The following is a 19,804-nucleotide window of genomic DNA, read 5'->3' as shown; positions in this document are numbered from 1 at the left end:
CTGTATGCCGGATACGCTATTAATCATTGAAGATGAAGCTCTGCTCGGTTCCGAGCTGGCGCGTTTCTTTCGGAAAAAAAATTGGGAAGTTACGGTTAGCGAGAATCTGCAGCAAGCCGAGCGGCATTTGCTGAGCCAGACTACTGACCCGTTGGTGGTGTTGTCCGACATGAACTTGCCGGACGGCAATGCCCTGGATTTGTTGGAAAGAATCAAGGACAAGATCGGCAGCAGCGAATGGGTGTTTTTGACCGGTTACGGCGGAGTGGCCGATTCGGTGCGGGCGGTGCGGCTGGGGGCTTACGATTTCGTCGAAAAGCCTTGCGAACTGGAGCGCTTGAACCTGTTGGTCGAAGGAGCGGCGCGCAGTGCTCGAGCCCAGCGCCAAGTGCAGCAGCAAGCCATGGCCCGCAACAGCAAGCATACGGTGGACGCCCTGGTCGGCAGTAGTCAGGCCGCCACTTTGCTGCGGACTATGATTTCGCAAGTGGCGAAAACGCCGTTTTCCAGCTTGATCATTTCCGGCGAAACCGGCACCGGCAAAGGTTTGATCGCACGCATACTGCATGCGTCCGGCAACCGGGCTAATGCGCCGCTGGTCGAAGTCAACTGTGCCGCGCTGCCGCGCGAGTTGCTGGAATCGGAATTATTCGGTTACGAAGCCGGCGCTTTTACCGGCGCCAAAAAGCGCCATCGCGGCTTGTTCGAGCAAGCCCACACCGGCACGCTGTTCCTCGACGAAATCGGCGAGATGGATCTGGATTTGCAGACCAAGTTGCTGAAGGCGGTGGAAGACCTCCGGATTCGGCGGTTGGGCGGCGAGGCCGAAATTGCGATAGACGTGCAAATCATCGCTGCCACCAATCTGAATTTGCTGCAAAAAGTCGAGCTGGGCTTATTCCGCAGCGATTTGTACCACCGCCTGAACGTGATGAGCTTGCGGGTGCCGGCGTTACGCGAGCGCAAGCAGGATTTGGACGAGCTGGTGCCGTTTTTTATCGCCGAGAGCAACCGCAAGTCGGCGAAGAATGTCAGCAAAATTTCCAAACAGGCCTGGGCTTTGTTGAAGGCTTACGATTGGCCCGGCAACGTGCGCGAACTGCGGAATGTGATCGAGCGTTGCGTATTGCTCGCGAGCGACGAAAATTTTCCGGAGCATTGGCTGCAACTGCCGAATGCGCCGAGTAGCCCGACCGTGCAGCAAAACGAAAACGGTATTTTCCTGCCGTTGGACGGCAGCCTGAGCCTGCACGATATGGAGAAATACTTGATCCAGGAAGTATTGAACCGCACCGACGAAAACGTCACCGCCGCGGCGCGGATGCTGGGCACCACCCGCGAGACTTTGCGTTACCGGGTACAGAAATATAACTTGAAGTGCAAGGGCTCCTAGGCTTCGATCAGATTCAACACGGCTTCGGTGACACTATTGCCGTCGATTTTGAAACCGCGCATTTCCAATACGCCTTTGGTATTCAAGGAAATAATCAGATTCAGCGCATTCGGATAAGCCGCTTCGGCAATGTCGGTGGCCGAGGGCGTGGCCGGCGCGTCCGGATGCGAGTGGTAAATCGCAAACAGGCTTTCGCCGTTTTCCCGCATTTGTTTCATCGCCGCGATTTGTTCGGCGGCATCCAGTAAAAACCGGCGTTTCGGGTCGGCGGCGCTGTTATTGACCGGATAGCAAGCGACCGGTTTGCCGCTGGCATCGGCGCCGATCAAGCCGCAGACTTCCGCTTCCGGGGACAGTTGCGCCAGATGCAAAAGTTGGTTGGTTAATTTGCGCGGCAGGCTGATTTCTAAAGTATTGGTCATGGATTCCATACCCCTCTGGTAACGCGAGGATTATTTGCTAAATCGTGGTGCGTGGCGACGTGCCGGTAACCGAGCGCCGCTAAGATGGCCCGGACCTCGGCCGCTTGATTGTAACCGTGTTCGAGCAATAGTTGACCATGCGGTTTCAAACGACTGCGAGCCTGCTCGGCGATCAGGCGGATATCTTTCAGGCCGTTTTCGGCGCTGACCAAAGCGTTGGCCGGTTCGAAGCGAACATCGCCTTGCCGCAGATGCGGGTCGTCCGCCGCGATGTAGGGTGGGTTGCTCACCACCAGGTCAAAATCGGATTCGGCTATGTCCGCAAACCAATTCGAAACGGCGAAACTAACGTTAGCCACCTGTAGCCGTCCGGCATTGCGTTGGGCCGTCTCCAGTGCCGCATAGCTGACATCCACACCGACTACATGCGCCAGCGGGCGCTCGACGGCGAGGGTGATGGTCAATATCCCGGAGCCTGTGCCCAGATCGATGACTCGGCAAGCGCGATCGGTCGGCAGCAAGTCGAGGCTAAGTTCGACCAGCAGCTCGGTATCCGGGCGTGGAATCAGCACCTCCGGACCGACCAGAAACTCGCGCGACCAGAATTCTCGGTGGCCGGTCAAATAGGCCACCGGAACACCTTGCCGGCGCTGCTCGAGCAAGCGGCGGAATTCCGAGGCCTGCTCGGCATCCGGACTGCGCTCCGGCCAGGCGCGCAGAAACGCCCGCGGTTTATCCAGGCAATGGCAGAGCAGGACTTCGGCATCGAGTTGCGCGGTTTCGGAGCTGTCGGCCAATGCCGCTACTGCGGAAGCCAGCAACTCGGCGATGGTTTCCGGCCGGACGCGATCGCCGTCAAGCATTGCCTAGCTGGGTCAGCAATTCTGCTTGGTGTTCGTGGATTAGCGGTTGGATGACTTGGTCCAGCGCTCCTTCCATGATGTCTTCCAGTTTGTACAGGGTCAGGTTGATGCGGTGGTCGGTCAGCCGGCCTTGCGGGTAATTGTAAGTGCGGATACGCTCAGAGCGGTCGCCGCTGCCGACCTGCAATTTCCGGCTTTCCGACTGTTCGGCGTGGATTTTTTCCTGTTCGGCGGCCAATAAGCGCGCCTGCAATACCGACATCGCTCTGGCCCGGTTTTTGTGCTGCGAACGTTCGTCCTGGCATTCCACCACCACGCCGGTTGGGATGTGGGTGATGCGGATGGCCGAGTCGGTACGGTTGACGTGCTGGCCGCCGGCGCCGGAAGCGCGGTAGGTGTCAATGCGCAAATCGGCCGGGTTGATCTCGATTTCGTCGACGCTGTCGACTTCGGGCATGATCGCCACGGTGCAGGCCGAGGTATGCACCCGGCCTTGCGATTCGGTTTCCGGTACCCGCTGCACGCGATGGGTGCCGGATTCGAACTTCAATTGCGAATATACGTTCTGGCCGGCCACGCGCATGATGATCTCTTTATAACCGCCGTGTTCGCCGCGGTTTTCGTTGATGATTTCCACATTCCAGCCCTGACGCTCGGCGTAGCGTTGGTACATCCGCGCCAGATCGCCGGAGAAAATCGCCGCTTCGTCGCCGCCGGTGCCGGCCCGGACCTCCAAAAAGACGTTGTGATTATCGTTGGGGTCTTTTGGTAGCAACAGGATTTGTAGTTCTTGTTCCAAGGCCTCGCGCCGGCTGTCTGCCGCGGCGATTTCTTCCTTCGCCATCTCGCGTAGCTCCGGATCGCTGTCCTTGGCCATTTCCCTGGCCGATTCCAAATCGGTTGCGTTATCTTGATATTGTCTGTAGCAGGCGACGATCGGTTCCAGCTGAGCGTATTCCTGGCTAAGGCTGCGAAATTGGTTTTGGTTGCTTTGCACTTCCGGTTGGGTGAGCAGCGCGGTAATTTCTTCGAAGCGCTCGCCGAGGTTTTCCAGCTTGGTTTGTATCGAGGGTTTCATCAACGGTTATCTTAATTTGAAAATTTCGCGCGAGGCGGCGATCAGGTCGTGGCGTTCGTTGGCGCCGGCGTCGCGCAGTTGCGCGCAGGGCGTGTGGATCAATTTGTTGGTTAAGGTATGGGCTAAACGTTGTAACACGTCTTCGGCATTTGCGCCGGTATTTAGTTGGGCCAGGGCTCTTTGCAACGCCTCGTCGCGGGTCTTTTCAGCTTGCGCCCGGAAATCGCGGATGGTTTCCTGAGCGCCCTGCGAGCGCAACCAGGCCAGAAAATGTTCGACTTGGGTGTCGATGATTTCTTCGGCTTGTTCCGCCGCGCGGCGGCGCGAGTCCATGTTCTGGTTGACGGTGTGTTGCAGGTCGTCGACGGTGTAAAGGTAAACGTCGCGCAATTGGCCCACTTCGGCTTCGATATCGCGCGGCACGGCCAGATCGACCATGAACATCGGCTTGTGTTTGCGGATTTTGATTGCGCTCTCGACCCGGCCCTTGCCCAGGATCGGCAACTGGCTGGCGGTGGAGGAGACGACGATGTCGGCTTCGGCCAGATGGTTGGGCAGTTCCGCCAACGAGATAGCGTAGCCGTTGAACTGGGTGGCAAGTGCGTGCGCTTTGTCGTAGGTGCGGTTGGCGATGATGATCCGGCCGATGCCGTGTTGGAACAAATGGCGGGCCGTGAGCTCTATGGTTTCGCCGGCTCCGATCAGTAACGCGGTTTGGTCGCTTAGCTTGTCGAAGATTTGCTGCGCCAGTTGTACTGCGGCGAAAGCGACCGAGACCGGGCTGGAGCCGATTGCGGTGTCGGTACGCACCTTTTTAGCAGCGGAAAAGGTATGCTGGAACAACTTACTCAGATTGCGACCCAGCGTGCCGGCTTGAGATGCCGCGTGATAGGCGGTTTTCATTTGGCCTAAAATCTGCGGTTCGCCGAGTATCATCGAGTCCAGGCCGCAGGCGACGCGGAACATGTGGCGAATCGATTGGCTGTCTTTGTAGCTATAAAGGTAAGGTGTAAATTCGGCGGGCGTGATCCGCTTGGTGTCGGCAATCCACTCCACCAGCGAGCTTTGGGCGTCGTGTTCGGCCTGACAATACAATTCGGTGCGGTTGCAGGTTGAGAGTATCGCGGCCTCGCTGATTTCACGGATGCTCCACAGATTTTTCAGCGTGGCCTCCAGGGCTTCCGACGGGAACGCCAGCCTTTCGCGAACGGCGACCGGCGCGGTGTTGTAATTTATCCCTACGGCGAGAAGAGTCATCGAATACGCATAAACACTTAAGAAAATTCCTGTATTTTAAGGAATGCGCAGTTTTTGTCCAAATCCAATCAAACAGCGGTCCGACTCGCCGGGGTTTTTCTGGTAATCTATAAAAAACAATTTTCTGAACACAGGTCGATTGATTGCATGAATAAATGGATAGCCATAGCAATAGTTTTGTCTGCAGCGGGATGTGCTGTTGCGCCTGACAAGGATGCTGCGGTCGAGAGTCAGCCGGCGAAGGTTGATGGCCTGCAAAGCCGGGTTAACCGCAACACCGTCATTGACGAAGAGGTTTTATACCTGTTGATGGCGGCTGAGTTGGCGGGCCAGCGCAACCAGTACGATTTGGCGATGGATGCCTATTTGCAGGCCGCTAAGCGGGTCGACGATCCGCGGATTGCCGAAAGAGCGGTGAAAATCGGTTTGTTCCTAAAGGATGAGGCGCGGACGCGGGAAGCGTTGACGGTTTGGTTGTCTAAGGACGGCAAAAATTTGGCAGCCAGAAAGTTTGCGGTGTTGTTGGCTATTAAGAATTCCGATCATAAGGCAGCGCTGGATAATCTCGACGCGATGTTGGCCGACGATCCTGCCGGTTTTGAAGCCGGATTGCTGGAGATGAGCAAGCTGCTTGAAAAAGAGGGGCGGACTCAGTTTACTTACGATGTGTTGGATGAGTTGGCGCAAATGCGTCCGGCGCATGCCGGCATCTTTTTCGTCCAGGCGGTATTGGCTTCGGTATTGCAGCAGAGCGAACTGGCTCAACAAAAAATCAGCCAGGCCTTGTTGTTGGAGCCCGATTGGAACAAGGCGGTTATTTTTCAGGCGCAGTTGGCGGGTCGGGCTGGCGACTTGGCTAAGGCCAGAGAATATCTGGAAAAGGCCGTGAAACAGGCGCCGAACGACAAACAGCTCCGAAAAATGTTGTTGGAGGTTTTGGTTAATAGTCGCGATTATGATGACGCGATCAAGCTTTGCCAGTCAGTGCTTGAAGATAAACCGGACGATCCGGAGACCTTGTTTGCTCTGGCTTTGATTCATATGCAGCTAAACCAGGTAGATAAGGCCGAAAACACTTTGGAGAGGTTGTTGCCCAATCCGGACTGGGAAGGCCAGGCCAGCTTTTACCTGGGCAAAATAGCGCTGGAGCAACAGCGTCCGGAAAAAGCTTTGGCTTGGTTCGACCGGGTCGAAGAGGGGAGTTACGCTTTCGACGCTGACATGGCCGCAGTCTCACTTTTGATGAATCAGAAGCGATTGGATGATGTCGAAGCGCGAGTCAATCGGATGGATGTCAAATATCCGGAGCAGCGTTTGCGGATACTGATGGTAAAGGCCGAATTGTATAACCAGTCCGGGCGCTATCAGGATGCGTTCGATGCTCTGACGTCAGCGTTGAAAGAGGCGCCGGATAACCGTGACGTGCTTTACGCTCGGGCTCTGGTGGCTGAGCGTTTGGATAAGCTCGACGTGCTTGAGGCAGATTTGCTGAAGATTCTGGAGAAAAAGCCGGAAGACGTCGCGGCTCTGAATGCTTTGGGTTATACCTTGGTCGACCGAACCCAACGTTATGATGAGGCTGCCAAATATCTTGGAAAGGCCATCGAGTTGCAGCCGGAAGAGCCGGTGATCGTCGATAGCTACGGTTGGTTGCTATATAAACAAGGTAAATTGGAATTGGCCTTGGAATATTTGCGTAAAGCCTACGACAAGCAGCCTGAAAATGAGATTGCCGCCCATATTGCCGAGGTTTTGTGGGAGATGGGTGATAAAAAGCAGGCCAAGGAATTGTTTGACGCCGCTTTTAAAAAATCTCCAGAGGACGAATATTTGCTCGAATTCAAAAAGCGCTTTCTACAGAGCGGCCAATAATGATGATTCTGCGTGGGCTGGGGGTGTGTTGCATTTTGGCATTGTCAGCTTGCTCGCTGGTTTCTGAGTCGGAAGTAAGCGTTTATCGTCCCTTTGAAACCCATGCCTTGCAGGCTCACGGTCGTTGGGCATTCTCGGGAAGATTGGCGGTTGCCGATGAGCGAGAGTCGTTTTCCGCATCGGTCAATTGGCGGCATCTTGGCGGCAGGGATGATATCGAGTTGTTGGGGCCGTTGGCGCAGGGGCGTTTGGCGATTAGTGTGGTCGATGGCGCTGTCACAATCGACGATGGCGAGAATCGGCAAGAATTTTACGGTTCGGCAGAGCAGGTTTTGTCGGAGCGGTTGGGAGTGGTGATGCCTGTCGACTCGTTGAGGTATTGGGTATTCGGGATTCTCGATCCGGGTTTGCAGGGCGTCGAATTGGATGCTGGTTTTATGCAGGCGGGTTGGAGGGTCACTTTTAGGGACGTGTATAAGGTAGCGTCGGATTCTCTGCCTAAGAAAATCAATATTGAAAAAGATCGTACAAAAATAAAATTGATAGTGGATCAATGGGATTTGTCGTGACTGAAAGTCAATTAAATTCGAAGGGATGGGGCGAGAAGTGGCCGGCTCCGGCAAAATTAAACCTGATGTTGAGAATTATCGGCCGTCGCCCGGATGGCTATCATTTGTTGCAAACGGTGTTCCGAATTATCGACTTGTGTGATTGGATTAGGTTTAGTCCTGCGGGGGATGGCAAAGTCAGGCTCCGTAACCCGATTCCTGGGGTGCCTGAGAGCGATGATTTGACTGTTCGTGCTGCTAATTTACTCAAAGAATATACTGGCAGCCGTGAGGGCGTGTGGATTGAAATTGAAAAGAATCTTCCAATGGGCGGTGGATTGGGGGGTGGAAGTTCGGATGCTGCCACGACGCTACTGGTACTAAATAAGCTTTGGGGATTGAACCTTTCTCTTGAGACTTTAATGGATCTGGGGTTGCGATTGGGCGCCGATGTGCCTGTTTTTGTGTTTGGTCGAACCTCTTGGGCTGAGGGAGTTGGAGAAAAGTTGACTGAGGTGAACGTTCCGGGCAGGTGGGTTGTTGTGATTAAGCCGGATTGCCACGTAAACACCAAACAAATTTTTTTGGCTAATGGGTTGACAAGAAATAGTAAACCAATCAAAATGACTGACTTTCTTGCAGGGGATGCAAGGAACGATTGTCTTTCGGTTGTGAGTGAGTTGTATCCTCCGATTGTAAGGGCTATTCATGCTTTGTCGGAATTCGGAGAGGCTAAGTTAACCGGTACCGGTGCCTGTGTTTTTGCGGAATTTGATTCCGAAGATGCGGCAAAGTGTGCGTATTCCGGGCTGATTGAAGAGTGGATGGTTTATCTCGCCAAGGAGGTGGATAAGTCGCCGCTTCACGTTAAGTTGGAACAGGGAGTGTTTTAAGTCAAATATTGGGCTGTCGCCAAGCGGTAAGGCACGGGGTTTTGATCCCCGCATACCTAGGTTCGAATCCTAGCAGCCCAGCCATAATTTCCAAATTTAAATCCCTTGGGAGTGCTTTAATGCGCGAGGCTTCGGTAATGGTATTCTCTGGCAATGCCAATAAGGCTTTGTCTGAAGGTATCGTGAAAAAGCTGAACATGCGCCTTGGCATGGCTAGTGTCGGTCGCTTTAGCGATGGCGAGATTTTTGTAGAGATCCAGGAAAACGTTAGGGGAAGGGATGTCTTTGTAATTCAGCCAACCTGTTCTCCCACCAACGAAAATTTGATGGAGTTGTTGGTGATGATCGATGCTCTTCGGCGCGCCTCTGCGGCCCGGATTACTGCAGTGATGCCTTACTACGGCTATGCGCGGCAGGATAGAAGGTCTCGGTCTGCGCGAGTGCCGATTACGGCGCGTTTAGTGGCCGACATGATAGGCAATGCTGGTGCTGATCGGGCCTTAACGGTAGATTTGCACTCCGACCAGATTATGGGTTTTTTCGGAATTCCGGTCGACAATGTATATGCTTCTCCAATTCTGCTTGGCGATATATGGCGGCAAGAATATCCGGACTTGATTGTGGTGTCACCGGATGTTGGTGGTGTGGTGAGGGCTCGAGCAATTGCAAAGCGCTTGGGTGATGCGGACTTGGCGATTATCGATAAGCGCCGCCCTCGGCCTAACGTGTCTGAAATCATGCACATTATCGGTGATGTTGACGGTAGGACTTGTGTGATGGTCGATGATCTGGTGGATACTGCTGGTACGCTGTGTCACGCCGCTGCGGCATTAAAAAAGCACGGGGCAAAAAAAGTTGTGGCTTATTGCACTCATCCGGTGCTTTCTGGATCTGCGGCTGAAAATGTCAAGCAGTCGGTTCTTGATGAGCTGGTCGTCACAGATACGATTCCCTTAACCGATGAGTTGTTGGGTGTCAGCAAAATCAGGCAGTTGAGTGTCGCTGAAATGTTGGCTGAAACCATAAGGCGAATAGCGGTTGGAGAATCCGTAAGTTCGTTATATGTTGATTAAATTGAGAATTAAAGTAGTGCTTGTGTGGCAAGCGTGAGGAGAAATAATGGCAAACGTGTTTGAATTTATTGCAGAGGCTCGTGTTGGTGTTGGTAGTGCTTCGGCGAAAGCGGTGCGTCGGCAAGGTAAGGTTCCTGCGGTTATTTACGGCGGTTCTGCTTCTCCTTTGATGCTGGTTCTTGATCATAACGAGGTCGTTAAGCATCTGGCTCACGAAGCGGTGTATTCTCATGTTCTGGATGTGATGGTTGATGGTGCGGCCGAAAAAGCGGTGCTGAAGCACATCCAGCGTCACCCGGCTAAGCCTCAGATTTTGCATATGGATTTCATGCGTGTGGATGAATCTCACAAGCTGAAGGTTCATGTTCCGTTGCATTTTGTTAACGAGGCTGTGTGCGTTGGCGTTAAAAAAGGTGGGGTTGTGACGCACACGATGACTGATGTTGAGGTTATATGCATGCCTTCTGTGTTGCCTGAGTTTATTGAGGTGGATTTGGCGGCTATCGATATCGGTGAGACTATTCATTTGTCTGACTTGGTGTTGCCTGCTGGCGTAGAGTTGCCTGCTTTGGCTCATGGTTCTGAGCATAATCATCCTGTGGCTCAGGTTGTTAAAACCAGGGGTGCTGAAGAATCTGTGTAATTACCAAAGTCATTGAATGATTAGGTTGATTGTTGGTTTAGGTAATCCTGGTCAGCAGTACGAAAAAACCCGGCACAATGCCGGGTTTTTGTTTGTGGATCGTTTGGCTGAATTGCATGGAGCGCGCTGGTCTCGCTCGGCTCAGTTTCAGGGGGATGTTGCAGATTGCAGCATTGGTCTCGGTAGGGTGTTGTTGCTGAAGCCAGTGACCTTTATGAACAGAAGTGGTGCATCGGTCGGTGCTATGATGCGGTTCTATAAGATGGATTGCAGCGAGCTTTTGGTTGTCCATGATGAGCTTGAGTTGGCGGAAGGTGTGGTGAGGCTCAAGCGCAATGGTGGTCATGCTGGGCATAACGGTTTGCGAGATATAATATCCAATACCGGGACCAAAGATTTTTTTCGGTTGCGGATTGGTATAGGTCGGCCGTCTGAGGGAGGGGTGGCTGATTACGTTTTGTCTGGTTTTTCTAATGGCGCGATGCTCAGGTTTATGGCTTTGTGCGATATGTTGCTCAAGGATGTTGAGGCGTTGGTGGCTGGTGATTTGGCGCGAATTAATTCGCTTGCGTAAGAATCGGTATAAAAAGCTTGACCTCTTTTGTAAAAAAGAGGAAAATTGATTGAATAAGTACGGAGGGGTTCCCGAGCGGCCAAAGGGATCAGACTGTAAATCTGCCGGTTCTACCTTCGGAGGTTCGAATCCTCCCCCCTCCACCATCTAATTTTGAGGAATCCTGCGGGTGTAGTTCAATGGTAGAACTCCAGCCTTCCAAGCTGATTGCGTGGGTTCGATTCCCATCACCCGCTCCATTCTGAGTAGGTTGTTTTTGCTCATATAGCTCAGCAGGTAGAGCACTTCCTTGGTAAGGAAGAGGTCACCGGTTCAAATCCGGTTATGAGCTCCAGTTTATTTTGATCGTATTGTTGTAGGTGTTTCGAAATGGCTAAAGAAAAATTTGAAAGAAAGAAACCGCACGTAAACGTAGGAACGATTGGCCACGTTGACCACGGCAAAACAACCTTGACTGCTGCGCTGACCAAGGTTATGGCCGAGCTGCAAGGTGGCGAAGCAAAAGCGTTTGATCAAATCGACAATGCTCCCGAAGAGCGCGCGCGCGGTATTACCATTTCGACCTCGCACGTAGAGTACGAGTCAGCCAATCGTCACTATGCGCACGTTGACTGTCCGGGTCACGCTGACTACGTCAAAAATATGATTACCGGTGCGGCGCAAATGGACGGTGCTATTCTGGTTTGCTCCGCGGCTGACGGTCCGATGCCGCAAACGCGCGAGCACATCCTGCTGTCTCGCCAGGTAGGCGTTCCATACATCGTTGTGTTCTTGAACAAAGCGGACATGGTCGATGATGCCGAGCTGATTGAGCTGGTTGAAATGGAAATTCGCGAACTGTTAAACCAGTACGAATTCCCGGGCGACGATACCCCAATCATCGTTGGTTCTGCGCTGAAAGCGTTGGAAGGCGAGCAAAGCGAAATCGGTGTTCAGTCGGTTGTTAAACTGGTTGAAGCGCTGGATAGCTATATTCCTGAGCCGCAACGCGCAATCGATGGCAAATTCCTGATGCCAATCGAAGACGTATTTTCGATTTCCGGTCGTGGTACGGTAGTAACCGGCCGTGTCGAGCGCGGTATTATCAAAGTCGGTGAAGAGGTTGAAATCGTTGGTATCAAAGATACCGTGAAAACTACCTGTACCGGTGTTGAAATGTTCCGCAAATTGCTGGATCAAGGTCAGGCTGGCGACAACGTGGGCATCCTGCTGCGTGGCACCAAGCGCGACGACGTAGAGCGTGGTCAAGTATTGGCTCACGTAAACAGCATCAAGCCACACTCGCATTTCAAAGCCGAAATCTACGTATTGTCGAAAGAAGAGGGTGGTCGTCACACGCCATTCTTTAACGGTTACCGTCCACAGTTCTACTTCAGAACCACCGACGTGACTGGTGCGGTTGAGCTGCCGGAAGGTGTTGAAATGGTAATGCCAGGGGACAACATCTCGGTCACAGTAAAATTGATCTCACCGATCGCGATGGAAGACGGCTTGCGCTTCGCAATTCGTGAAGGTGGCCGTACCGTCGGTGCGGGTGTTGTGGCTTCTATTGTCGAGTAATTCTCGGTTTTTGGCTGAAAGTACATTTTCTGAAATAGGTCAGTAGTTCAATTGGTAGAGCAGCGGTCTCCAAAACCGCAAGTTGGGGGTTCGAGTCCCTCCTGGCCTGCCACTCAGAAAATTATTTCAATTTATTTCAAGTCTGATAAATGAACGCACACGCAGAAGAAGTCACCTCTGTAGGTGATATTGTAAAACTGTCATTGTCTTTGCTGGTTGTCGTAGCGAGCGTTGTTGCGTTCTATTATTTCTCCGACATTCCGCTGCTTTATAGAGTCCTGGCTTTGTTGGCTTTGCTGGTTGCGGCAGCTGGTCTTTGCTTTGCTACGGCCAAAGGGCGTGGTTTGTGGGGTTTTATATTAGAGTCAAAACAAGAATTCAAGCGAATTGTTTGGCCAACAAAAGACGAAGCCGTTCGCACGACGCTAATGGTGTTCTTGATGGTCTTTGTGGTCGGCTTGATACTCTGGTTGCTTGATATGTTTCTGTTTTGGGGTGTCCAGCTACTGATGGGCCAGGGAGTTAAGTAATGTCGCTTCGCTGGTATGTCGTTCACGCATATTCCAATTTTGAGAATAAAGTAAAGCAAGCTCTGGAAGAGCGAATCAAGCGAGAAGGCTTGCAAGAATATTTTGGTAAGATCCTTGTGCCGACCGAAGAGGTTGTTGAAATGAGGATGGGGCAGCAGCGTAAAAGCGAGCGGAAATTCTTTCCGGGTTATGTACTTGTCCAAATGGAATTGAATGACGAGACGTGGCATCTTGTTCGGAATGTTCCTAGAGTTTTAGGCTTTATCGGTGGTGCTTCGGATAGGCCCTCGCCTATCTCAGAGAAGGAAGCGATGGCGATATTGAGCAGGGTTGAAGAAGGTGTCAATAAGCCGCGGCCTAAAGTGTTATTTGAAGTGGGCGAAGTAGTAAGAATCATAGATGGTCCATTCAAAGACTTTAACGGCAATATCGAAGAAGTAAATTACGAAAAAAGCCGTTTACGGGTTTCTGTTTTGATTTTTGGTCGTTCTACTCCTGTTGAGCTTGAGTTCGGCCAAGTCGAAAAAATTTAATTCAGTGATGTTTCATTAAAAATCCCTGCCATTCGCGTGGCCGGGATTTTTGTTTCTTGGGGAGCTTGTAAAGCGCTATAACCCGTTCGGAGTATAAGATGGCAAAAAAAATTGATTCCTATATCAAATTACAGGTAAAGGCTGGTGAGGCTAATCCGAGTCCGCCAGTCGGTCCAGCGTTGGGTCAACGTGGCGTCAATATTATGGAGTTCTGTAAGGCGTTCAATGCCAGGACCCAGGATGTGGAAAAGGGCTTGCCTTTACCTGTGGTAATCACTGTTTACAGTGATAAAAGTTTTACTTTCGTTACTAAAACCCCACCAGCCTCCATATTGCTGAAAAAAGCAGTTGGCATTAAAAGTGGAAGCAGCAAGCCAAATTCCAATAAAGTTGGCACTGTCACCAGAGCGCAATTGGAAGAAATAGCGAAAACCAAGATGGAAGACTTGAATGCAGCTGATATGGAAGCCGCGATCAGAATTATCGCGGGAAGCGCTCGTAGCATGGGCTTGAACGTGGAGGGCGTGTAATGGCTAAAATTTCGAAAAAAGCTAAAGCAATTAAAGAAAAGGTTGTGCGTAGCAAACAATATTCTGTTGGCGAAGCGGTGGCTGTGCTGAAAGAGTTTGCTAATAGCAAATTTGATGAATCCATTGATGTCAGTGTTAACTTGGGCGTCGATCCGCGCAAATCTGACCAAAACGTGCGCGGCGCTTCTGTTTTGCCTCATGGTACAGGGAAAACAGTAAGGGTTGCCGTTTTCACTCAAGGGCCGAATGCTGATGCTGCACGCGAAGCCGGCGCTGACGTAGTTGGAATGGACGATCTTGCCGAACAAGTAAAACGTGGTGAAATGAATTTCGACGTCGTTATTGCTTCTCCAGACGCTATGCGCGTTGTGGGTCAGTTAGGTCAGATATTGGGTCCAAGAGGCCTGATGCCAAACCCGAAAGTGGGCACTGTTACCCCGGACGTAGTGACGGCGGTAAAAAACGCAAAGTCTGGTCAAGTCCGATATCGCACCGATAAGGCTGGCATTATCCATTGTTCAATCGGTAAGGTTTCGTTTGACGAAAATGCGCTCAAACAAAACCTCGAGTTTTTGATTGCCGATTTGAAAAAAGCCAAGCCGACTGCGGCAAAAGGTATTTATCTGAAAAAAAATCTCACTGTCTTCGACCATGGGGCCGGGGCTGTGGATCGATCAAGCTAGCATCGAGATTTAATATTCAAAAACTTTGGGTTGCCGGACTACACCGGCAACCGTCAAAGACCGTAGGGGCTTAGGCTTAATTATCCTACGCAGACGGGAGCTGGAACCAAAAGGTGAAAGATACCCGTAAGGGGCATCGCAAAGATGCGTTTTATTGATTCTGATGAAAATCAGAAACACACCGGAGATAGATGTGGCACTCAATTTAGATGGCAAAAAAGTTGTCGTAGAGGAAGTTGCTGAATTCGCCGCTAAAGCCCTTTCTGCGGTAGCCGCAGAATATCGTGGTTTGACTGTTACTGAGCTAACCAAGCTTAGAAAAACCGCGAGAGAGACGGGTGTTTATTTGCGAGTCGTAAAGAATACGCTGGCAAAACGCGCAGTCGCCGGAACCGAATTCGAATGTATGCAAGATGGGTTGGTTGGGCCACTGATCTTGGCTTTTTCGATGGAAGATCCAGGCTCTGCCGCTCGGCTGGTGAACGATTTCGCGAAAGAAAACAACAAGCTCGTCGCCAAAGTGGTAGCGATCGGCGGCCAAGCGTTTGGCGGATCGGAGCTGGAGCGGTTGGCGAGATTGCCGACACGCGATCAAGGTATCAGTATGCTGATGTCTGTAATGAAAGCCCCTGTCGAGAAATTGGCTCGTACATTGGCGGCTATCAGAGACGAAAAAGAAGCGGCATAAATTCGCAACCTACGATATACAACTTTTAAATATTAGAGGACTAATAAAATGGCAATTTCAAAAGAAGACATCTTAGAAGCAGTTGCGAATATGACTGTGATGGAAATCGTCGACCTGATTTCCGCGATGGAAGAAAAATTTGGCGTTTCTGCAGCCGCTGCGGTCGCAGTTGCGGCACCCGCTGCAGCTGCGGCTGTAGTTGAAGAACAAACCGAGTTCGATGTAATTCTTACAGGTTTCGGTGATAACAAAGTCGCTGTAATTAAAGCAGTTCGCGGTCTGACCGGTCTGGGTCTGAAAGAAGCTAAAGACGCCGTAGAAGGCGCTCCAACCACATTGAAAGAAGGCGTCAGCAAAGCTGAAGCTGAAGCAGCTAAGAAGGAACTTGAAGAAGCTGGCGCAACCGCCGAAATTAAATAAGCATCTTGATTGCTGCATATCTGGCGTAAGCCTACCAAACCGGGCTGACGGCATCTTGCCGTCGGCCTTTTACTGCTTGTAAAAAGCAGTACAAATAATCTCTGACGACGAAGGTATAGAAGCAATATGGCCTATTCTTTTACCGAAAAAAAGCGTATCCGTAATAATTTTGGGAAAGGTACAGAGGTACTTGACGTCCCATATCTGTTAGCGACACAAATAGATTCCTATGCGAATTTCCTGCAGTCCGGTGTGGAGCCCGATAAACGGCGAAGCCAAGGATTGCATGCTGCGTTCTCCAGCGTATTTCCGGTGGTTAGCCACTCCGGTTACGCCGTATTGGAATATGTTAAGTATCGCTTGGGAGAGCCTGCTTTTGACGTAAGAGAATGTCAGCAACGCGGTGCGACGTTTTCGGCGCCGCTCAGAGTGTTGGTGCGTCTGGTCATTTACGATAAGGACGCGCCCGCCAATACGAAAGTTGTCAAGGATATTCGCGAACAGGAAGTCTATATGGGTGAACTGCCCTTGATGACTGACAACGGCACTTTCGTAATTAACGGCACCGAGCGAGTTATCGTTTCGCAATTGCATCGGTCGCCCGGTGTATTCTTCGACCACGACAAAGGCAAAACTCATTCATCTGGAAAGCTGCTATTTAACGCGCGGGTAATTCCGTATCGCGGCTCTTGGTTGGATTTCGAGTTCGATCACAAGGACGCCGTATATGTGCGTATCGATCGGAGACGTAAAATCCCAGCCACTATTTTATTGAGAGCGTTGGGATACGAAAACGAAGAGATGATCAAGATTTTCTTCGATACCAATAAGTTCTCTTTAAGCGCCGATAAATTGATGTTCCATCTGATTCCTGATCGCTTGCGCGGCGAAATGGCTGTGTTCGATATCAAGTACGACGGCAAGGTGTTGATCGAAGAGGGCCGGAGAATTACCGCGAAGCATGTTCGGCAGTTGGAAAAAGCTGGCGTCACCGAAATCGAAGTGCCTCGCGACTATTTGTACGGCAAAATTCTGGGACACAACGTTATCGACAAGTCAACCGGCGAATTGCTGGCCAGCGTCAACGATGAAATTACCGATAACCTGCTGCAAAAACTGATCGACGCCGGCGTACCCGAGATTAACACTCTGTACGTAAACGATCTGGATCGTGGGCCTTACATTTCCAATTCAATGCGTTTGGACACCACAACCAATCGGTTGGAAGCGTTGGTTGAGATATATCGGATGATGCGCCCGGGCGAACCGCCTACCGTGGAGTCGGCCGAAAATTTATTTGAAAACCTGTTTTTTACCGACGAGCGTTACGATCTGTCTGCAGTCGGACGAATGAAATTTAATCGCCGTTTAGGTCGGGAAGAGACCGACGGTCCCGGTACCCTTAGCAAAGAAGATATTATTGATGTCCTGAAGGAACTGATTAAAATCCGGAACGGCAATGGCACCGTGGACGATATCGACCACTTGGGAAATCGTCGCGTCCGCTCTGTCGGTGAAATGATCGAAAACCAATTCCGCATCGGTTTGGTGCGGGTCGAGCGCGCAGTCAGAGAGCGCTTGACCCTGGCCGATTCTGAAGGCTACATGCCGCAGGAAATTATCAACGCCAAACCGGTGTCGGCGGCAGTGAAGGAATTTTTCGGCTCCAGCCAGTTGTCGCAGTTCATGGACCAAAACAATCCCCTGTCACAGGTGACGCACAAACGCCGGGTGTCTGCCTTGGGTCCCGGCGGTTTGGCCAGAGAGCGCGCGGGCTTCGAGGTTCGCGACGTTCATACCACGCACTACGGACGGGTTTGTCCAATCGAGACGCCCGAGGGCCCGAATATTGGTTTGATTAACTCGTTGTCTGTTTATGCCAGAACCAACGAGTACGGTTTCCTGGAGACGCCTTACCGGAAGGTGGTGGACGGCAAAGTGACCGATCAAGTCGATTACATTTCCGCTATTGAAGAAGGCGAATATGTCATCGCTCAGTCCAGCGTGGCTGTCGACGAGAACGGTAAATTGGTAGAAGGCCTGGTGTCGTGCCGTTATAAGGACGAATTTACCTTGGCCTCTTCAGAAACCGTGCAATATATGGATGTGTCCTCCAAGCAGATCGTCTCTGTAGCGGCATCGATCATTCCGTTCTTGGAGCATGACGACGCTAACCGCGCCTTGATGGGTTCTAACATGCAACGCCAAGCGGTTCCGACTTTGCGTGCGGAGAAGCCTTTGGTCGGTACCGGTATGGAGCGGGTTGTAGCAAAAGACTCTGGGGTGACGGTGGTTGCTACCCGTGGCGGTAGGGTCGAAGCTGTCGATGCCGGCCGGATCGTGGTTCGTGCCAACGACGACGAGACGGTCGCCGGCGTACCGGGTGTGGATATCTATAATTTGATCAAATATACCCGCTCCAACCAAAACACCTGTATCAATCAAAAACCATTGGTCAAACTGGGCGACATCGTTAACAAGGGCGACATCCTGGCCGACGGCCCATCCACCGATTTGGGTGAGCTGGCATTGGGCCAAAACATGTTGATCGCTTTCATGCCATGGAACGGTTACAACTTCGAGGACTCGATCCTGGTATCGGAGCGGGTCGTGAAGGAAGACCGTTTCACGACGATTCACATCGAAGAAAAAACCTGCGTGGCGCGGGAAACCAAACATAGTCCGGAAGAAATCACAGCCGATATTCCAAACGTCAGCGAGGAAGCGCTTTCCAAGTTGGACGAGTCGGGGATTGTTTATGTCGGGGCCGAAGTGAAAGGCGGCGACATTCTGGTCGGTAAGGTAACTCCGAAAGGCGAAACTCAGCTGACGCCCGAAGAAAAGCTGTTACGGGCGATTTTCGGCGAGAAGGCTGCCGATGTGAAAGATACTTCTTTGCGGGTGCCAGGCAACGTTCGCGGTACGGTGATCGACGTACAAGTCTTCACTCGCGATGGCGTTAAGAAAGACAAACGAGCGCTGGAAATCGAAGAAGCGGAAATCAAGCGTTACCGTAAAGATTTGGATGACCAGTTGAAAATCGTAGAGCACGACATTTTCGCCCGGGTTAAGACGCTGCTGACCGGTAAAAAAGCCGAAAAGGGGCCGAACGGTTTGAAAAAAGGCGAGGAAATCAGTGCCGATTATTTGGATCAATTGACTCATTCCGAACTGCTGAAAATCAGAACGCTGGATGAAGACGCGAACCTGCAATTGGAAACCGTTGCCGAGCAGGTCGAACAGCAGCGTAAGGAATTCGACGAGCGCTTCGAACAGAAGAAGAAAAAAATCACAATGGGTGACGATCTCGCTCCAGGGGTGCTGAAAATGGTCAAGGTTTATTTGGCCGTGAAAAAACGCATCCAGCCTGGCGATAAAATGGCCGGCCGGCACGGTAACAAAGGGGTTATCTCGCAAATCGTGCCGATCGAAGACATGCCCTACACGGCCGATGGCAACCCGGTCGACATTTTGCTCAATCCGCTCGGCGTACCGTCGCGGATGAATGTAGGGCAGGTGTTGGAAACCCACTTGGGCTGGGCGGCGAAAGGTTTGGGTATCAAGATCGGCAAAATGTTGGAGGCGCAAGCCAAGGTCGCTGAAATTCGCGGTTTCCTGGAAAAGATTTATAACTGTAGCGGTAAAAAAGAAGATTTGAGCCTGTTCAGCGATAAAGACATTTTGGAATTGGCGCTGAATTTGGTCAGCGGTGTACCGATGGCGACACCGGTATTCGACGGTGCTTCCGAAGAAGACATTCGTACCATGTTGCGGCTTGCTGATTTACCGGAGCATGGCCAAACGGTGCTGTACGACGGCCTTACTGGGGAACCGTTCGAGCGCGAAGTGACGGTAGGCTATATGTATATGCTTAAACTGAACCACTTGGTGGACGACAAAATGCATGCCCGTTCGACCGGTCCATACAGTCTGGTGACCCAGCAACCGTTGGGCGGTAAAGCCCAGTTCGGTGGCCAGCGCTTCGGCGAGATGGAGGTTTGGGCATTGGAAGCCTACGGCGCAGCCTACACATTGCAGGAAATGTTGACGGTCAAGTCGGACGACGTGACAGGCCGAACCCGAATGTACAAAAACATTGTCGACGGCAACCATTCCATGGAAGCCGGCATGCCGGAATCGTTTAACGTATTGGTCAAAGAGATACGTTCCTTGGCGGTAAATATCGAGATGGAACAAGAGTAGTCGGTCTCACACGACTAGATTTCGGACGATATCGGTAACAT

General features: G+C 51.6%; 18 protein-coding genes, 5 tRNA genes and 1 pseudogene. 20 read left to right on the top strand and 4 right to left on the bottom strand.

The window, feature by feature from the left end; all coding sequences use genetic code 11:
- Positions 1-4 precede the first annotated feature (4 nt).
- Positions 5-1,393, top strand: coding sequence for a sigma-54 dependent transcriptional regulator (locus PL263_RS11135; RefSeq protein ID WP_140910796.1), 1,389 nt, complete (start codon positions 5-7; stop codon positions 1,391-1,393).
- On the opposite strand, the gene PL263_RS11130 is transcribed toward PL263_RS11135, so the two are convergent.
- From PL263_RS11130 to hemA, 4 genes are read right to left on the bottom strand one after another with little or no spacing between them, the layout of a single operon-like run.
- Positions 1,390-1,815 (bottom strand): M67 family metallopeptidase, encoded by a 426-nt coding sequence (locus tag PL263_RS11130; protein ID WP_278209472.1) that lies wholly within the window; start codon positions 1,813-1,815, stop codon positions 1,390-1,392. The genes PL263_RS11135 and PL263_RS11130 overlap by 4 nt on opposite strands.
- On the bottom strand, positions 1,812-2,678 hold the full coding sequence (prmC, locus tag PL263_RS11125) for a peptide chain release factor N(5)-glutamine methyltransferase (protein WP_278209471.1): 867 nt from the start codon (positions 2,676-2,678) through the stop codon (positions 1,812-1,814). The genes PL263_RS11130 and prmC overlap by 4 nt, the downstream gene beginning before the upstream one ends.
- The gene (prfA, locus tag PL263_RS11120; protein ID WP_140910793.1) at positions 2,671-3,756 is read right to left on the bottom strand and encodes a peptide chain release factor 1; all 1,086 of its coding nucleotides are present in this window, start codon (positions 3,754-3,756) and stop codon (positions 2,671-2,673) included. The genes prmC and prfA overlap by 8 nt, the downstream gene beginning before the upstream one ends.
- A 6-nt stretch (positions 3,757-3,762) precedes the next feature.
- Complete coding sequence (hemA, locus tag PL263_RS11115) at positions 3,763-5,013, bottom strand: glutamyl-tRNA reductase (RefSeq protein ID WP_278209470.1); 1,251 nt, start codon at positions 5,011-5,013, stop codon at positions 3,763-3,765.
- Positions 5,014-5,160: 147 nt separating this feature from the next.
- Here hemA and PL263_RS11110 point away from each other — a divergent pair, with 147 nt between their 5' ends.
- The 19 genes and pseudogenes from PL263_RS11110 to rpoB all read left to right on the top strand — a co-directional run bounded on the left by PL263_RS11110 (position 5,161) and on the right by rpoB (position 19,763).
- Entirely contained in the window at positions 5,161-6,885 is a 1,725-nt protein-coding gene (locus tag PL263_RS11110; protein ID WP_278209469.1) for a tetratricopeptide repeat protein, read from the top strand.
- Positions 6,885-7,454 carry a lipoprotein insertase outer membrane protein LolB gene (gene lolB / locus PL263_RS11105; RefSeq protein ID WP_140910790.1) on the top strand — a complete coding sequence of 190 codons (570 nt, stop codon included), beginning with the start codon at positions 6,885-6,887 and terminating at the stop codon, positions 7,452-7,454. Before PL263_RS11110 ends, lolB begins: the two co-directional genes overlap by 1 nt.
- The gene (gene ispE, locus PL263_RS11100) at positions 7,451-8,326 is read left to right on the top strand and encodes a 4-(cytidine 5'-diphospho)-2-C-methyl-D-erythritol kinase (RefSeq protein ID WP_278209468.1); all 876 of its coding nucleotides are present in this window, start codon (positions 7,451-7,453) and stop codon (positions 8,324-8,326) included. The genes lolB and ispE overlap by 4 nt, the downstream gene beginning before the upstream one ends.
- Before the next feature lie 9 nt (positions 8,327-8,335).
- Positions 8,336-8,410, top strand: a tRNA-Gln gene (locus PL263_RS11095).
- A gap of 35 nt (positions 8,411-8,445) precedes the next feature.
- The gene (locus tag PL263_RS11090; protein ID WP_278209467.1) at positions 8,446-9,399 is read left to right on the top strand and encodes a ribose-phosphate diphosphokinase; all 954 of its coding nucleotides are present in this window, start codon (positions 8,446-8,448) and stop codon (positions 9,397-9,399) included.
- Positions 9,400-9,445: 46 nt separating this feature from the next.
- A complete protein-coding gene (locus tag PL263_RS11085; protein ID WP_278209466.1) occupies positions 9,446-10,042 on the top strand; it encodes a 50S ribosomal protein L25/general stress protein Ctc in 597 nt (198 codons plus the stop codon).
- Between the two features lie 16 nt (positions 10,043-10,058).
- Complete coding sequence (pth, locus tag PL263_RS11080; protein ID WP_278209465.1) at positions 10,059-10,616, top strand: aminoacyl-tRNA hydrolase; 558 nt, start codon at positions 10,059-10,061, stop codon at positions 10,614-10,616.
- 61 nt (positions 10,617-10,677) lie between these two features.
- Positions 10,678-10,762, top strand: a tRNA-Tyr gene (locus PL263_RS11075).
- A gap of 19 nt (positions 10,763-10,781) precedes the next feature.
- A tRNA-Gly gene (locus tag PL263_RS11070) sits at positions 10,782-10,855 on the top strand.
- 19 nt (positions 10,856-10,874) lie between these two features.
- Positions 10,875-10,950, top strand: a tRNA-Thr gene (locus PL263_RS11065).
- A 35-nt stretch (positions 10,951-10,985) separates the two neighbouring features.
- Positions 10,986-12,176 (top strand): elongation factor Tu, encoded by a 1,191-nt coding sequence (tuf, locus tag PL263_RS11060; RefSeq protein WP_140913950.1) that lies wholly within the window; start codon positions 10,986-10,988, stop codon positions 12,174-12,176.
- A gap of 36 nt (positions 12,177-12,212) precedes the next feature.
- Positions 12,213-12,288 (top strand) — tRNA-Trp (locus PL263_RS11055).
- A 37-nt stretch (positions 12,289-12,325) separates the two neighbouring features.
- A complete protein-coding gene (gene secE / locus PL263_RS11050; protein ID WP_278209464.1) occupies positions 12,326-12,706 on the top strand; it encodes a preprotein translocase subunit SecE in 381 nt (126 codons plus the stop codon).
- Entirely contained in the window at positions 12,706-13,239 is a 534-nt protein-coding gene (gene nusG, locus PL263_RS11045) for a transcription termination/antitermination protein NusG (protein ID WP_140914202.1), read from the top strand. The genes secE and nusG overlap by 1 nt, the downstream gene beginning before the upstream one ends.
- A 98-nt stretch (positions 13,240-13,337) precedes the next feature.
- Positions 13,338-13,769: a 50S ribosomal protein L11 gene (gene rplK / locus PL263_RS11040; RefSeq protein ID WP_140914201.1), complete on the top strand. Its 432-nt coding sequence runs from the start codon at positions 13,338-13,340 to the stop codon at positions 13,767-13,769.
- Positions 13,769-14,465, top strand: a pseudogene (gene rplA / locus PL263_RS11035) (50S ribosomal protein L1). The gene rplK and the pseudogene rplA overlap by 1 nt, the downstream one beginning before the upstream one ends.
- A 180-nt stretch (positions 14,466-14,645) precedes the next feature.
- Positions 14,646-15,140, top strand: coding sequence for a 50S ribosomal protein L10 (gene rplJ / locus PL263_RS11030; protein ID WP_256612841.1), 495 nt, complete (start codon positions 14,646-14,648; stop codon positions 15,138-15,140).
- 48 nt (positions 15,141-15,188) lie between these two features.
- Positions 15,189-15,560, top strand: coding sequence for a 50S ribosomal protein L7/L12 (rplL, locus tag PL263_RS11025; RefSeq protein ID WP_064022735.1), 372 nt, complete (start codon positions 15,189-15,191; stop codon positions 15,558-15,560).
- A gap of 126 nt (positions 15,561-15,686) precedes the next feature.
- Complete coding sequence (rpoB, locus tag PL263_RS11020; RefSeq protein ID WP_278209463.1) at positions 15,687-19,763, top strand: DNA-directed RNA polymerase subunit beta; 4,077 nt, start codon at positions 15,687-15,689, stop codon at positions 19,761-19,763.
- Positions 19,764-19,804: the final 41 nt, after the last annotated feature.

Source organism: Methylomonas sp. EFPC3, assembly GCF_029643245.1.
Lineage (GTDB): Bacteria > Pseudomonadota > Gammaproteobacteria > Methylococcales > Methylomonadaceae > Methylomonas > Methylomonas koyamae_B.
Note: the sequence above shows the minus strand (reverse complement) of the source record. Positions and strands in the feature narration are given on the sequence as shown.

What these genes read in the sequence shown, in the direction of transcription:
- PL263_RS11085 (WP_278209466.1), top strand. Translation starts at nt 9,446, where the DNA reads ATGGCAAACGTGTTTGAATTTATTGCAGAGGCTCGTGTTGGTGTTGGT.
- rpoB (WP_278209463.1), top strand. Translation starts at nt 15,687, where the DNA reads ATGGCCTATTCTTTTACCGAAAAAAAGCGTATCCGTAATAATTTTGGG.
- prfA (WP_140910793.1), bottom strand. Translation starts at nt 3,756, where the DNA reads ATGAAACCCTCGATACAAACCAAGCTGGAAAACCTCGGCGAGCGCTTC.
- PL263_RS11130 (WP_278209472.1), bottom strand. Translation starts at nt 1,815, where the DNA reads ATGACCAATACTTTAGAAATCAGCCTGCCGCGCAAATTAACCAACCAA.
- hemA (WP_278209470.1), bottom strand. Translation starts at nt 5,013, where the DNA reads ATGACTCTTCTCGCCGTAGGGATAAATTACAACACCGCGCCGGTCGCC.
- prmC (WP_278209471.1), bottom strand. Translation starts at nt 2,678, where the DNA reads ATGCTTGACGGCGATCGCGTCCGGCCGGAAACCATCGCCGAGTTGCTG.
- secE (WP_278209464.1), top strand. Translation starts at nt 12,326, where the DNA reads ATGAACGCACACGCAGAAGAAGTCACCTCTGTAGGTGATATTGTAAAA.
- lolB (WP_140910790.1), top strand. Translation starts at nt 6,885, where the DNA reads ATGATGATTCTGCGTGGGCTGGGGGTGTGTTGCATTTTGGCATTGTCA.
- rplK (WP_140914201.1), top strand. Translation starts at nt 13,338, where the DNA reads ATGGCAAAAAAAATTGATTCCTATATCAAATTACAGGTAAAGGCTGGT.
- tuf (WP_140913950.1), top strand. Translation starts at nt 10,986, where the DNA reads ATGGCTAAAGAAAAATTTGAAAGAAAGAAACCGCACGTAAACGTAGGA.
- rplL (WP_064022735.1), top strand. Translation starts at nt 15,189, where the DNA reads ATGGCAATTTCAAAAGAAGACATCTTAGAAGCAGTTGCGAATATGACT.
- pth (WP_278209465.1), top strand. Translation starts at nt 10,059, where the DNA reads ATGATTAGGTTGATTGTTGGTTTAGGTAATCCTGGTCAGCAGTACGAA.
- PL263_RS11135 (WP_140910796.1), top strand. Translation starts at nt 5, where the DNA reads ATGCCGGATACGCTATTAATCATTGAAGATGAAGCTCTGCTCGGTTCC.
- PL263_RS11110 (WP_278209469.1), top strand. Translation starts at nt 5,161, where the DNA reads ATGAATAAATGGATAGCCATAGCAATAGTTTTGTCTGCAGCGGGATGT.
- nusG (WP_140914202.1), top strand. Translation starts at nt 12,706, where the DNA reads ATGTCGCTTCGCTGGTATGTCGTTCACGCATATTCCAATTTTGAGAAT.
- PL263_RS11090 (WP_278209467.1), top strand. Translation starts at nt 8,446, where the DNA reads ATGCGCGAGGCTTCGGTAATGGTATTCTCTGGCAATGCCAATAAGGCT.